This window comes from Lentzea atacamensis, from assembly GCF_003269295.1.
Lineage (GTDB): Bacteria > Actinomycetota > Actinomycetes > Mycobacteriales > Pseudonocardiaceae > Lentzea > Lentzea atacamensis.
The window spans coordinates 1-12,679 of the sequence record NZ_QLTT01000011.1; the positions used below are offsets into that span (position 1 = coordinate 1).

A 12,679-nucleotide genomic window follows, 5' to 3' on the forward strand; every position below is an offset into this window, starting at 1 on the left:
CGGGTGCCGCGGTGTGGGCCCTGCTCGGCTCCGGCCTGGCCCTGCTGCTCGCCGGTGCGTTCATGACACTGGTCGCGCGCCGTCGCAGGTCCTAGTCGAAAGGTTCTGATCGACGCACCTGCCCCTGGGCCTCGTTTCCCAGGGGCAGGTGCCCTTTCATGGAAGGAGATGACGGAAAGCGGCGACGAGCAGCATCCGTTGCCGGTCGACGTCGAACCCCTCGTCGAGATCGTCGTCCGGGCGGTACTCCCTGTTGCTGTACGGCCGTCGCGGGGTGATCGACTCGATGTGCACGGAGATGTCGACGAGGTCGGACATCAGATCCACAGTGGACTCATCGGCGCGGATCGGCTTGTTCTGCGAGAACAGCTCGTAGGAGAACCTCATCCCGGCCGTGCCGTCGAACGTGGCCTGCTCGGTGGGCAGCCGCAGCGCCTGGAACACCGTGCGGTGCAGCTCGGCTCCGGTGAGGTGCAACGGCGTCATGACGACGTGCGTGACGCCGAGGTCGTGGCTGCGCACCGAGATCGCCACGGTCGGGCCGCCCGGCGCCGGCGGTACCGGTTGCGGGAACACCGGAAGCTCCGACTTGCGGTCCGCGCGCCACGTCGTGACCAGGCGGTCGGCGGCCTCCACGAGGTCGATGTGCTTGCGTGGCGCGAGCAGTGGTGGCAGCGGTTCCTCGTCGAGGCGGACGATGAACAGGAAGGCGCGGCGGCGGGTCAGCTCGCGGTTGAACGCCGCGGCCCACTCCTCGGTGACCTGCTCGCGTAGCGCGGTGTTCGCCGACCACAGCAGGACGTGGTAGTCGGAGGTGGCCAGCGCGTCGGGCACTGTCGCGTGCTCGTCGAGCCAGGCGTTGACGTTGCGGGCCTCCAGCTCGTCACGCAGCTGTTCGGCGTGCGGGCGGTCCTTGTCCGCGAACGACAGGAACACCTTGGGGCGGGTTTCGAGCGGCACTGGTTCTCCGTTCTTCCTGAGCCTTCTGCGCAGCGGGCCCGCCTTGGCGGGGAAGCCCGCGTCGCCTCCGGTGAGGGCCGAGAGGCATGGCAGGTGAGACAGGGTGTGCGTGCGGCCCAGGTGGTTGCCGGGGACGGGCAGGTCCGCCAGCGGGATTCCCGCCAGGACGTCGCTCGTCACCACCGCGATCCTCGTGACCTTCGGCGGCAGGGCGTCGAGCACCTCTTCCAGCGCGATCAGGCCGGTCAGCTCGGTGAGCAGGCTGCCGATGATCGCCGGGTCGTGTCCCGGGTTCCACGCCCTGAGCTGGTGCACCGTCCTGGTGAGCTCGCTGATGTGCACGTCGGTGGCGATGTGCGTGATCTTGCGGCCGACGATGACGTGGTGCAGCTGGTCCTGCGTGGCGTGCATCATCCACACGACCTGGTCGCGGGGAAGCTTCCTGGTCGTCCTGCGCAGCCAGCGTCGTGCGGCTTTCACGTCGGTCGACCTCGGCGGATCCGCGCCTCGGGCAGCTTCGACGGCGACCACGAGACCTGCCAGGGCCTTCTCCCCGTCGCGGTGGACACGGCGGACCGCGGCGAGGACGCGGCCGTCGGCGTGGTGGGCTTCGTTCCAGCACTGCACCGCCTGCTCTTCGTCTCCCGCGTCGGCGCACGTGTCGCCGAGTTTGCGCAGTGCCAACGCTTTGAGCTCGGTGTGGTCAGTGCGGGCGGACGCCTGGCGGAAGTGCCGGGCGGCCTGGTCGAGCCGTCCCCTCGCGTACGCGAGCTCGCCCGCGGTGAGGTGCCAGAGCGGTGAGTTTCCTTCGCCCAGCAGGCTTTCCGCCGCGGTGAGCTCGTTCTCCGCGATCAGGCGGCGGACCTGGTCGAGACGGCGGTCGGGGCTGAGCGTCTGGGTGGCGTCGGGCAGCTGCGACAGCACTTCCGGGCCTCTGGCGGCCACCAGGAGCGGGAAGAGGCGCCGGGCCGCGCCCGCCTGTCTGGTCATCACGAGCAGGACGGTCAGCTCGTGGAGGACGGCGGGCCTCAGCGCGGGCTCGATCTCGTAGCTCGTGACGCATCTCGTCATCTGCGCCAGTGCTTCTTCGTAGCGGAGATCGCGTCTGAGCGCTGTTGCCCGCTGCAGGAGCTCGGCAGGCGTGCGTGGAGCCGGATCGTCGAGCCTCGGGGCGTGGCTGGCTCTGCGCACGTCGAGGAGGAGTCGGTCGTTGCCGATGGCTTCCAGGTGCTCGGTGCGGCCCGCGCGGCGGAAGTGGCGTTCGGCGGCGTCCAGCTCGCTTTCCGCGGTGGGGTGGTCGTAGCGGTCGGCGGCGGCCAGGGCGGCAACCCGCGCCAGCACCGCCCGCTGCAGCTCCGTGAGGTCTCGCTTCCGCAGTTCGCGCACGTCCTGCGTGGCCTTGGCGTGATCGGTCGCCGCACTGCGGATCTGGGCCCTGAGAACTCTCAGGCCGGTGTCGTCCGCGGTGAGGTACTCGTCGCAGCGCTGGGCGGCTTTTCCGATCGCGCCGAGGCTGAGCAGGGTGGCGCAGTGCTCGTGGGCGATGATCCGGCTGATCCTGACGGCCGCGGTGTAGGCGTGGTCGGCCCCGTGCACGTCGCCGCGGCGGGCGGCCGCCCTGGCCGCTCGGATCGCGTGGGCGAGGGGTGTGCCGGGTTCGGCCTCCAACTCGGTCACCGTCCTTTGTGGCCAGTGATGCGGCGTGCACGTTCGTCCGTGCGTCGCAGATTAACGATCCAGACGGCCGAGCGATCGTTTGTCCATCTTCTGTCCACGAACTGCCCAAACGATCTTGTCGGTGCTCCTCGGCACACTGGACGAGGCACGACCCCGCCCGCTCACTCCAACCCCGAGGAGACCTCTGATGTGCTGGGACTGCGACCACCCCGCCAGCCGCATGGACCAACACCTGGCCACCCTGCGCCGCTGCATCGACGCGCGCGGCTGGGCCGTCCAGGCGATGGAACGCGCCCGAGCCCATCCGCCCTGGGCCTACACCGTGGGCCTGTCGCTGCGGGGACTGCCGGAACTCGTCGTCACGGGCATGCCAGTCCTGGAGGCCGGCCGCCTCCTCGACGACACCGCGGAACACGTGGCCCACAGCTGCGTGCCCTCTCCGGGCCGGCGCTTCGCCCTACCTGGCGGCCCGCTGCTGGAAGTGGTCCGCGTCGAACGCCCGTGGGCGCACCTCCTCGTGTCCGCCCGCCTGTTCGGTGAGGGCATCAAGGCCCTGCAGCTCGTCCACGCCGACGAGGCGGGCCGCTGGCCCTGGGAGCCGTCCTACGAAGGCGTGGCCGGCGGCCAGCCGGTCCTCGGTGTCAGGGCGAGCCCACCGAGCGGCTGATCCGCTCGCCCAGCCCGCGCAGGTGGTTCACGAGCTCGGGTGGTTCGTGGACGGTGAAGTCACACCCCAGCAAGGTCAGGCGGAACGCGAGGTAGTCGATCGTGTCCTCGACGCTGTGCCAGGTGCACGAGCAGTCGTCGAGGGCTGACAGGTCGCCGGCGAAGTCCGCCAGCCGGGCCCGTGCCAGCTCCACGGGCAACCGCAACGTCGCGCGAGCCCGATAGGTGGGCGCCGACTCGTACATCTTCTGCGTCACGTACTGCGTCGCGTCCCCACCTGGCGCGACCCGTGCCGCGAACCTGGCCCCGGTGGCCACCGCTTCGGAGACCCGGTCCAGCCGGAAGATCCGCCAGTCGTCCCGTTCCGCGTCGAAGGCGAGGAGGTACCAGCGCCGGCCGAGCGCTACCAACTGAACAGGCTCGACGTGCCGCTTCGACACCACACCGTCGTTGGACACGTACGCGAACCGCACCCGTTCCCTGGCGTGCACCGCTCCGGCGATCACCGTGAGCTGAGCCGGGTCGACCAGCGAGGCGAACGACGACGCGGAAGGCGCGGTGGCCGACGTGAGCGACGAGACCCGGCGCGCGAGCCGGGGCGGCAGGACCTGCTGCAGCTTCGCGAGCGCCCGCAGTGACGCCTCGGCGATGCCTGCCACGGGTTGCCTGGCAGCTGTGCGCAGCCCGACCGCGATGGCCACGGCTTCCTCGTCGTCGAGCAGCAACGGCGGCATCGCCTTGCCCGCGACCAGCCGGTACCCGCCGGACACGCCCATCGTGGCCTCGACGGGGTACCCGAGGTCGCGCAGCCTGTCGATGTCCCGCCGCACCGTCCGCGTCGTCACGCTCAGCCGCTCCGCCAGCTCGCTGCCCGGCCACTCGCGGGGTGTCTGCAACAGCGACAGCAGACGCAACAACCGGGCCGCATCACTCATGTCCGCCAACCTAGTCCAGAACTAGGACCGGAATCGTCCTATACAGGTCGTACGGTCGCTCCGACAGCGACGAAGGGAATGGACTGATGAACGTCGTGCCCGAGGGCTACCACACCGTGACCCCGTGGATCATCACGAACGGCGGCACGGCCGAGCTGATCGACTTCGTCACGGAGGTGTTCGACGCGACCGAGATCGGCCGCGTCGGCGAGGCCCCGGAGATCGGCCACGCCGAGGTCCGCATCGGCGACTCGGTGGTGATGATGTTCGACAACCCGAAGTGGCCGAAGACCCCTGCCTTCCTCCGCCTGTACGTCGCCGACGACGCGGCGACGCTCAAGAAGGCGAGCGAGCGGGGAGGCACCGTCGTCACGGAGCCGACCGAGCTGTTCTGGGGCGACCGGGTCAGCCGCTTCTTCGACCCGTTCGGCAACCTGTGGTGGGTGCACCAGCGCGTCGCGGAACCGACCCCGGAGGAGCTGAACGCCAGGATGCAGGACCCGGCGTTCATCAAGAACATGGAGTACGTGCAGGGCGCGGACCTCATTCCGCAGATGTGACCCGCTCCCGCTCAGCGGCGGTCAGCGTGGACTCCGGCGACACCTCGCGCCGGGGCCCGCGCATCGTCGCCCACACCATCTTGGGGCTGAGCAGCTTCGCCATGGGCCCGGACAGGGTGAACGCGTCGATGAACGTCCGTGTCACCGCGGCCTCAGTGGTGGCCGTCCGCACCAACCGGTCCACGTACCGCTGCAGCACCCGCCCGGCCAGCGGCAGCGGCTTGCCCACGGCTCCCGGATAAAGGATGTCCTGGTTGGTGGCCATGGCCCAGGCGCCGTCCACGACCTTGCCGATGCTGCGCTGGATCTGCTGAGTCCCGTGCCCGGCCGTCAACCCGGCGTCCAGCGCCTGAGCACTTTGAGCGGCGATCGACATGCCGTGCCCGTAGACGGGGTTGTAGGTGGCCACGGAGTCACCCAGCGCCAGCAATCCCGCGGGCCAGGACTTCAAGCGCTCGAAGAACATCCGGCGGTTGGCGGTGCTGTGCGACCCGTACACGGGCGAGATCGGCTCTGCCGAGGCGATCAGCTCACCCACGACCGGATTGCGCACCGACCGCGCGAAGGACACGAACTCCGACTCGTCGGTGGACGGCTCCCCGCCCCTGGTCCCGGACAGCGTCACGAGCCACCTGCCGTCCTCGATCGGTAGCAGGGTGGCCGTGCAGCCGGGATGCGGATCTCGGGGGTTCGCCTGCACGTTGACGATCGGGAACCCGGAAGCGGCGGCAGCGGGAGCCCGGAAGATCCTGGTGGCGTAGGCGAGCCCGGAGTCGACGCTCTCGGAGTGCACCGGCGGCAGCCCGAACTCGGTCAACCAGGCGGGCAACCGCGAACCGCGTCCGGTCGCGTCGATGACGAGGTTGGCCTCCAACGAGATCTGCTCGCGGGAGATCCGGTCCTCGACCAGCACACCGGTGACGGCGTGCCGATCACCGAGCAGCGCGACGGGTTCGGTACCGGTCAGCACGGTGATCTTGTTGTCGCGCAACGCCTGGCTGCGCACGACCCAGTCCAGCAGGCCGCGACTGCACGAGACGATGAACTGCATCTCGGGAAACCGCGGCACCCAGCCCTGGGCGCTCAGCGACACCAGGTCGTTCGGCACGCCGATGCGGTGCGCGCCGGCGGCGAACAACGCGTCCAGCGTTCCGGGCAAGAGGGACTCGATCGCACGGGCGCCACCCGACATCAGCAGGTGCGCGTGCCGGGCCTGTGGCACGCCGGACCGCGGCGAAGGCCCGTCCGGCAGCTTGTCGCGTTCCACGACGGTGACCTCGTCCACGTGTCTGACGAGGACGGACGCCGCCAGCATGCCCGCGAGTCCGCCGCCGAGAACAACGGCGTGTGTGGGTGCCATCTACTCTTTTCCCCCTGCTGCGTCCACGCGAACGGCGCCGGCGACCGCGGCGTCCACGATCGGCGAGTGCTGGTAGGCACGAGAGATCCGCACCCACCGGTCGTGCTCGGCGGCGAGGTCGGTGCCGTCGACGATCTCCGAGGCGGGACGGCGCTTGGCCGGAGTCCTGCGCCCGCCGGACCCCGCGGCCCGCAGCTGGGCGGCCTCCACGACGGCGGCGACCTCGTCCTTGGGCAGCGAGGCCTGGCGTGCGAGCGAAGTCGCGGTCTCACCGACGGACAGGTCGAAGTACGGCGTGAGTGCCCAGCGCCAGTCGTTCAGCTCGATGATCTGCCTGCGCACGCGGTGGTGCGGGTTGAGGAGCTTGCCCGGCGCCACCAGCACGATGCCGGGGTTCACGTGCACCAGAGCGCGGTGCAGCGGCCGCAGCGCGAAGTAGGTCCGCCAGCGCCGCACCCACAGCGACGGCGACGGGCGGCGCGGTCCGAAGACCGGCAGCGCCATCGCGATCACCAGCGGGATCATGCTCAGCGACGCCATCAGCGGCGCGGTCAGACTCAGGATGTCGAAGCTGCGCTCGCCGAACCAGTTCATCATCAGCACGAACAGCTTGATGACCGCGAACGCCACCGGGAAGAGCCCGGCGAAGCAGTACCACCGCAGGCCGCGCGCGAGCCACGGCCGCGCGGAGATCGCCTCGTCCCGCGCACCCTGCCAGCAGTGGTACGCCTGGCCACCGCAGCCGACCCCGGTGGCCACGAGGTAGATGAACAGGAACACGGCGACTGTCGGCTGCGTGGCGTAGAACGTGTCGAAGTCGACCTGGCGTTCTTCCTGGATCTCGGACTTGAAGAACAGCACGATCATCGCTGCGACGATCGAGGTGTAGCTGACGAGGATCAGCCGGACCCGTTGCCAGGCCTGGGCAGGCGGGTACCGCCAGTACAACACCAGTGCGAACGATGAACCCGCGAAGCCGACGACGAGGCCGTAGACCAGCAACGCGGCGAAGTTCGGCACTCCGCTGACCCAGTTGATCCAGGTGATGTTCGCGGGCGCTGCGAAGAGCACGGCGAACGCGGAGAAGAACACGGTGGCGATCAACGCCACCACCCGCGGGCTGCCCCAGCTCGACCGCAGCGCACGGATCTTGTACGCGAGCAGGAGCAGACCGACGATGCCGCACGAGAGGTAGATCAGGTTAAAGATCGCCACGACGCACCCAGCGAGATCTTCCTTCGAGAGACTCGGCCACCCGGCGCACGTGCGCGGGCTCCTCGGTGGCGGCCGTGTCGGCCCACACGCGGTGTTCCGTCAGGCGTTCCAGCAGGTGGTCGGCGAGGTTCTCGGCCTCGCGCTCCTCGTCCTCGGTGAGCGTCGTCCTGCCCGCGATGATCTGCGCCATCCGCGGCAGCAGGTGCGGCGCGAGCTTGCGCATGCCCTCGCTGCGGCTCAGCGCCACCGGCTGGTGCGCCAGCAGCACGTGCGCGAACTCGTGCAGCAGCACGTGCAGGCGGTGGTACCAGGACGGGGAGTCGGCGCAGATCACGAGGTACGTGCCGTTCTCCAGCAACGCGGTCGCACCGGTCAGGCAGACCGCGTTCGTGATCGCGGCGAAGCGGACGTCGACGGGGCGCCCGAGCCGTTCGCTCATCAGCTCGCAGACCCGGCGGCTCGCGTCCCGGTGCGTGGCGTCGGGCGGCAGGTCGAGGTCACGGGCGACCTCGTCGACCAGCTTGCGCAGTTTCCTGCGGTTCACCCGTCGCCTCCTCTCGATGTCGTCTGCAACGGTCCAGGCAGAGATCTTCACGCCGGTGTCGTCATCAAGTGTGGTCCGCGGATGTACGGCGGCTGTTCAGCGGGAACGACCAGCCCTCGCCGACTTCGAGCGCCTGTCGGAACCCTTCTACCGCAGCAGCCCTGGCCTGCGGGGACAGTTCGCCCGTACGTTCGGCCAGACGGGTGACGAACTCGACGACGCCGAGTTCGCGCAGTGCCAGGAAGTCGGTCAGCTCCGAGTCGACCCGAGCCGCGAGGTCGTCGTCGAAGAAGTAGGCGGGATCGGCGCCGAAGTGGTCGGCGAGGCCGAGGATGTGCTTGAGGCGCGGGTTGTCGCTGGTGTTGCTCAGCAGTTCGCGGATGTAGCTCGCGGAGATGCTGCCGAACTGGCCGGACGAGCTGATCGAGGCCGCGACCTCCTCCGGCGACCAGGGTCCGCGGTCGGGCGGGTGCACCGCCTCGAAGAGCGTGCTCAACGCGTTCGTGCGCCAGCCGGGCTGCTCACCGGGGTGCAGTTCACGGCGGCCGCCGAGGAACACGGCGGGGTGCACACCGAGCGCGCCGGCGAGGTCGACGATGGCCTGGCAGGTCGGGTTGTCCTTCACACCGAGCCGAAGCTGCGAGATGTAGCCGTGCCCGATGTCCCCACCCTGTGACTTCACCGCGGCGGCGAGCGCTACGTTGGTCACCTTGCCCTGGCCGTTGGGCGGGTTGTTGCACAGCTCGTTGAGCACCTCGGCGAACGGCCTCACGCCACACCTCCGCTGGAGCGACCCCTGGCCAGCGATCATTCCACTGTTGTGGAATCCGCAGAGCATATGACATCACAGGGGTTGAATCCACCGCTGTGTAGCCCTATGATCACACTCCGCCGCTTCAACTGTTGTGTCGTGTTTGATCCGAACGACGTCACCTGAGTTGAAAGCGGCAGTTCGGGCCAGTCAAAGCTGATGTCTGGGGGGACTCATGGCGACTGCGCGGATGGGGCTTCCGGTGGGCCACGGTTCTCTGCGCCTGCACGACGAGAGCGCTCCCTCGCGGTGTGGTTCGTGCGCGCAACCAGTGGGTGCGTGGGCGACGGACCGCCTCACGGGCCTGCTGGGCCGCTGGGGCTGGGACGACCAGGCACCCGCGATGTACCGCCGTGCTCAGCGCCGGTGGGAGCAGGTCGCGCTCCTCATGATCGACCTCGACCGCTTCAAGAAGATCAACGACGAGTACGGCCACCCCGCTGGAGACGTCGTGCTGAGCGACGTGGCCGGCGTCCTGAAGACGCACACGCGCTCGTCAGACCTCGTGTGCCGGTACGGCGGCGACGAGTTCCTCGTGCTGCTGCCGCGCACCACCGCGGGTGAGGCGACCGTCGTGGCCGAACGGATGCTGCGTGGGATTCGCGGGTTGCAGACCGAGATCACCACCAACGACGGCTACGGCATGACGTTGTACGGGCAGACCGCGTCGATCGGCGTCGCGGCCCACGTTCCCGTGGGTGACGACACGTTGATCGACCTCGTCCGCGACACCGACGCGGCGTTGCAGCGGGCCAAGCGTCAGGGCCGTGCCCGCGTCCAGGTGCACGATCCGAACGCGTGCGCAGCCGAGCGGAACACCGAGACCTCCGCGCTGCAGCACCTGCTCGCGTTGCAGGACCTGATGAGCAGTGATCAGCTGCCGCACGTCCTGGTCGCGCTGTCCGACGGCGCGAAGGCGTCGGAAGAGCTCGTCGCGACGCTGGGCTCGACGGTGTACAGCACCCTGGAGTCCCTGCAGGACAAGGGTTTCGTACACCGACGTGCCGCACGCTACGAGCTCACCACCGCTGCTCGCGAGTGGATCGCCGACGTGCTGCCGGCCGTGGCGGCGTGGACGAACCGCCACCACGTTCACTGACTGGCGAGCAGGCCTGCAAGGCGCTGTTCGATCTGCTCGATGTTCGCGTGTCCACGTGCGAGCGCGTATGCGTCGTTGCCGCGCACGGCGATCAGCGTCGGAAAGCCGCTCACGCCGAACCGGGCCGCCAGCTGGAAGTCGGCGTCGGGCACCGCGGTCTTGAACGCGACCACGACGGCGTCGGAGTCGAGGCCTAACTCGTCGGCGATCTTCCGGTAGGTCTTCGCGTCGGACAGGCTCAAGCCGTCGTGGAAGAACGCCTTCTGCATGGCGATCGCCAGCTCGGCGGCCCGTTCTGGCGCGGCCTGGCGCAACGCGATCAGCCCGCGGGCCGCGGCCTCGGAGTCCATGACGAACGATCCCTCGTCGAGGACCGCGTTGAAGGCATCGCCGAACCGCGCCCCGGTCTGCGCCGTGACCTGGACGTTGGCCCCCTTGATGAACCCGAACTCGCGGATCGGCACCCGCCGCTGCCCGGTGAACAGTCCACCGGAGACCACCTCGACCGGCAGGTCCGGATGGCGTGCGATGACCTCCTGCAGGGTGCCGGAGAACGCGTGCGACCAGCCGCAGTAGGCGTCGAAGACGTAGACGAGCTTCACGGTGAGAGCAAAGCACCTGGCTCCGTCAGATATTTCCCTCTGTGACGACCCGCACTCCCGTCTCAGCTGGTGAAGATCGTGACGGCCTGCCGGGCGAGCCACCGCTCGGCGTCGTCCCAGGACCAGCCGCACTCCTTGACCAGCGTCCGCCACGCCCCGAACCCGAAGCAGAACCACAGCACGTCCGTGGCCTCGTCGACGCCGGTCTGAGGAATCCCTTGTCCCGCAGGTGTTCCGCGACTTCTTTCAATGCTTGCCGTCGCTGAGCGGTCCGGACGCCGCGAGCAGGTAGTCGCGGGTGCGCAACCAGTCGGGTGCGGCAGCGGGGTCGGCCGCCACGACGCTGTCGGTGGGACCGAGCCTGGCGAGAAGCGTCGTGTGCTCGGTGAGTGAGCCCCTGCGCAGCACGATGCGCCGGGCGGGCTGGCCAATCTCCAGCCTGCGTGCCGGTTCGACCGCCTCGCCGGTGGCCGCCGAGTCCATGCCGAGCGCCGTCGTCAGGCGTCGCACGTCCTCCCGGCTCGGCAGCAGGATGCCGTTCTCAACCTTGGACACTTGGGGACCGGGTGAACCCGGCCCGACGCGCCGCCTCCACGCCCGTGAGCCCAGCCCTCTTCCGATGCGTGCGCAGCAGCGCCCCCAGATCGTCGAGGTCGTGCTGAGCGTCGTCGGAGGGGAAATCGAACTTCCTGTCGGTCGATTGGCCGCAGACGCCGAACGCCTCACGCGGTCGAGCCGACACCCCTGATCCGCCCCTCGCGGAACGCGTCCACGAACAGCCGGTGGTCCTCACGCGTCTGCCGCGCGTAGTCGAGGGCGAACGAGATGATCGAATCGGTGAAGGCCTCCGCGCGGTCGCCGATCACCCCGGCGATGGCCTCCTCGCACTGGAAGGCGACGAGGGTTTGCGCGGAGTCCTCGTCGGCCACGCAGTGCATCTTGGCGGTGGCGCGGCCCAGATAGCCGAGGACCGGGAGCAGGTCGGCGGGCTCGGTCAGGTCGGACCAGTCCAGGTCGGCCTCGTACGGGGAGAGTTCGGCGACGACGTAGCCGACGCCGTCGATCTGGGTGTGGCCGAGCCACGGGTCGGCGTGGGCCTGCAGGGCTCGTTGCGACACGGCGGTGCGGTGGCCGTGGTCGGTGAAGTAGTCGCGGATGCCCTGGTCGGAGACGATTCGGCTCGGGGCGGCGACGTTGGCCTGTTTCATGGAGAGGACGACGTCGTTCTCCAGGGCCTGGGTGCGGCCTTCCACCAGGATGTTGTAGGCGTGGAGGCCGGCTGAGCCGATGCCGAAGCCGCTGCGGCCGATCACGTCCTTGACGGTGTAGGTGCGGCTGCTGGCTCGCTTGCCGGTGGGGATGGTGTCCAGGTAGGAGGCGAAGGCCTCGGCCACGGCGGCGCGCACGGCGGGTGTCAGTTCGTGGATGCCCTCGCGGTCGCGGCGGAACCTGCGCTCGTAGTCGACGATGACGGTCTTCTCGTCCAGCAGGCCGATGCGGGTGGCCAGGCGGGCTCGTTGCAGGACGCGGTGCAGGGCGCCCTCGGTGTTGTCGAGGCGCAGGCTGAAGAGCTCGTCGTTCGGGTGGTCGGCGAACGCGCGGACCTGGGTCACGTAGGCGGAGACGTAGGTGCGGATCAGGTCGGTGATGACGCTGTCCGGCAGCGCCTTGCGCCAGCCGAGGAGGGCCATCGAGGCGGCGAAGCGACGGAGGTCCCACGTGAAGGAGCCGAGGTAGGCCTCGTCGAAGTCGTTCACGTCGAAGACGAGGGTGCCCTCGGCGTCCATGTAGGTGCCGAAGTTCTGCGCGTGCAGGTCGCCCTGGATCCAGATGCGGCTGGTGCGGTCGTCGGTCCACTCGTCGGGCAGTTCGGCCATGTCGGCGTAGAACAGGCACGCGCTGCCTCTGTAGAACGCGAACGGTTCGGCTGCCATCTTGCGGAACTTGTGCCGGAACGCGGCGGGATCGGCGGTCATCAGACCGACGAAGGCCTCCTCGAGCACGTGCACAATGCGGTCACCGCGATCGGCCATGGTGCGCTCCCTCCTGAGGACGCAAATCTCAGCACGAATTCAGGCAGGAATCGAGAAGCCGCTGACCGGAGGGCGCGCCTAGCGTCGACGGCATGTGCTTCATGTTCGGAGCCAGCAAGGAACACGTGCATCGCATGCTCGGGCTCGTCGACGAGGCGAAGCACGACGACGAGGAGGACAACGAGGAGGCACTGGTCGCGGTGGACGACTAGACAGA

At 69.1% G+C, this 12,679-nt stretch carries 13 protein-coding genes; 3 read left to right on the forward strand and 10 right to left on the reverse strand.

Features of this window, described 5'->3' with window-relative positions; genetic code table 11:
* Window positions 1–156: 156 nt before the first annotated feature.
* Window positions 157–2,637: a toll/interleukin-1 receptor domain-containing protein gene (locus tag C8D87_RS36865; protein ID WP_112230580.1), complete on the reverse strand. Its 2,481-nt coding sequence runs from the start codon at window positions 2,635–2,637 to the stop codon at window positions 157–159.
* Between the two features lie 187 nt (window positions 2,638–2,824).
* Between C8D87_RS36865 and C8D87_RS36870 the strand changes: the two genes are divergently transcribed.
* Window positions 2,825–3,304 (forward strand): DUF4262 domain-containing protein, encoded by a 480-nt coding sequence (locus tag C8D87_RS36870; protein WP_112230582.1) that lies wholly within the window; start codon window positions 2,825–2,827, stop codon window positions 3,302–3,304.
* Here the strand turns inward: C8D87_RS36870 and C8D87_RS36875 are convergent.
* Entirely contained in the window at window positions 3,279–4,238 is a 960-nt protein-coding gene (locus C8D87_RS36875; RefSeq protein ID WP_112230584.1) for a helix-turn-helix transcriptional regulator, read from the reverse strand. The genes C8D87_RS36870 and C8D87_RS36875 overlap by 26 nt on opposite strands.
* A gap of 86 nt (window positions 4,239–4,324) precedes the next feature.
* Between C8D87_RS36875 and C8D87_RS36880 the strand changes: the two genes are divergently transcribed.
* Window positions 4,325–4,798 (forward strand): VOC family protein, encoded by a 474-nt coding sequence (locus tag C8D87_RS36880; protein ID WP_112230586.1) that lies wholly within the window; start codon window positions 4,325–4,327, stop codon window positions 4,796–4,798.
* Here the strand turns inward: C8D87_RS36880 and C8D87_RS36885 are convergent.
* The 4 genes from C8D87_RS36885 to C8D87_RS36900 form a co-directional block, all read right to left on the reverse strand.
* On the reverse strand, window positions 4,782–6,158 hold the full coding sequence (locus C8D87_RS36885) for an NAD(P)/FAD-dependent oxidoreductase (protein ID WP_112230588.1): 1,377 nt from the start codon (window positions 6,156–6,158) through the stop codon (window positions 4,782–4,784). The two genes, C8D87_RS36880 and C8D87_RS36885, sit on opposite strands and share 17 nt — an antisense overlap.
* Window positions 6,159–7,373 carry an MAB_1171c family putative transporter gene (locus C8D87_RS36890; RefSeq protein ID WP_112230590.1) on the reverse strand — a complete coding sequence of 405 codons (1,215 nt, stop codon included), beginning with the start codon at window positions 7,371–7,373 and terminating at the stop codon, window positions 6,159–6,161.
* A complete protein-coding gene (locus tag C8D87_RS36895; protein ID WP_109635036.1) occupies window positions 7,360–7,917 on the reverse strand; it encodes a hypothetical protein in 558 nt (185 codons plus the stop codon). The genes C8D87_RS36890 and C8D87_RS36895 overlap by 14 nt, the downstream gene beginning before the upstream one ends.
* A gap of 64 nt (window positions 7,918–7,981) precedes the next feature.
* Entirely contained in the window at window positions 7,982–8,689 is a 708-nt protein-coding gene (locus C8D87_RS36900) for a hypothetical protein (protein WP_112230593.1), read from the reverse strand.
* Window positions 8,690–8,903: 214 nt separating this feature from the next.
* On the opposite strand from C8D87_RS36900, the gene C8D87_RS36905 reads away from it, so the two are divergent.
* Window positions 8,904–9,827 (forward strand): GGDEF domain-containing protein, encoded by a 924-nt coding sequence (locus tag C8D87_RS36905; RefSeq protein ID WP_112230595.1) that lies wholly within the window; start codon window positions 8,904–8,906, stop codon window positions 9,825–9,827.
* Here C8D87_RS36905 and C8D87_RS36910 read toward each other — a convergent pair.
* The 4 genes from C8D87_RS36910 to C8D87_RS36925 form a co-directional block, all read right to left on the reverse strand.
* Window positions 9,821–10,429 (reverse strand): DsbA family protein, encoded by a 609-nt coding sequence (locus C8D87_RS36910; protein ID WP_112230597.1) that lies wholly within the window; start codon window positions 10,427–10,429, stop codon window positions 9,821–9,823. The genes C8D87_RS36905 and C8D87_RS36910 overlap by 7 nt on opposite strands.
* Window positions 10,430–10,675: 246 nt before the next feature.
* A complete protein-coding gene (locus tag C8D87_RS36915) occupies window positions 10,676–10,984 on the reverse strand; it encodes a hypothetical protein (RefSeq protein ID WP_112230599.1) in 309 nt (102 codons plus the stop codon).
* Window positions 10,971–11,222 (reverse strand): helix-turn-helix domain-containing protein, encoded by a 252-nt coding sequence (locus tag C8D87_RS49330; protein WP_411711526.1) that lies wholly within the window; start codon window positions 11,220–11,222, stop codon window positions 10,971–10,973. The genes C8D87_RS36915 and C8D87_RS49330 overlap by 14 nt, the downstream gene beginning before the upstream one ends.
* On the reverse strand, window positions 11,152–12,462 hold the full coding sequence (locus C8D87_RS36925) for a DUF2252 domain-containing protein (protein ID WP_112230603.1): 1,311 nt from the start codon (window positions 12,460–12,462) through the stop codon (window positions 11,152–11,154). Before C8D87_RS36925 ends, C8D87_RS49330 begins: the two co-directional genes overlap by 71 nt.
* Window positions 12,463–12,679: the final 217 nt, after the last annotated feature.

What these genes read in the sequence shown, in the direction of transcription:
- C8D87_RS36905 (WP_112230595.1), top strand. Translation starts at nt 8,904, where the DNA reads ATGGCGACTGCGCGGATGGGGCTTCCGGTGGGCCACGGTTCTCTGCGC.
- C8D87_RS36925 (WP_112230603.1), bottom strand. Translation starts at nt 12,462, where the DNA reads ATGGCCGATCGCGGTGACCGCATTGTGCACGTGCTCGAGGAGGCCTTC.
- C8D87_RS36875 (WP_112230584.1), bottom strand. Translation starts at nt 4,238, where the DNA reads ATGAGTGATGCGGCCCGGTTGTTGCGTCTGCTGTCGCTGTTGCAGACA.
- C8D87_RS36870 (WP_112230582.1), top strand. Translation starts at nt 2,825, where the DNA reads ATGTGCTGGGACTGCGACCACCCCGCCAGCCGCATGGACCAACACCTG.
- C8D87_RS36885 (WP_112230588.1), bottom strand. Translation starts at nt 6,158, where the DNA reads ATGGCACCCACACACGCCGTTGTTCTCGGCGGCGGACTCGCGGGCATG.
- C8D87_RS36880 (WP_112230586.1), top strand. Translation starts at nt 4,325, where the DNA reads ATGAACGTCGTGCCCGAGGGCTACCACACCGTGACCCCGTGGATCATC.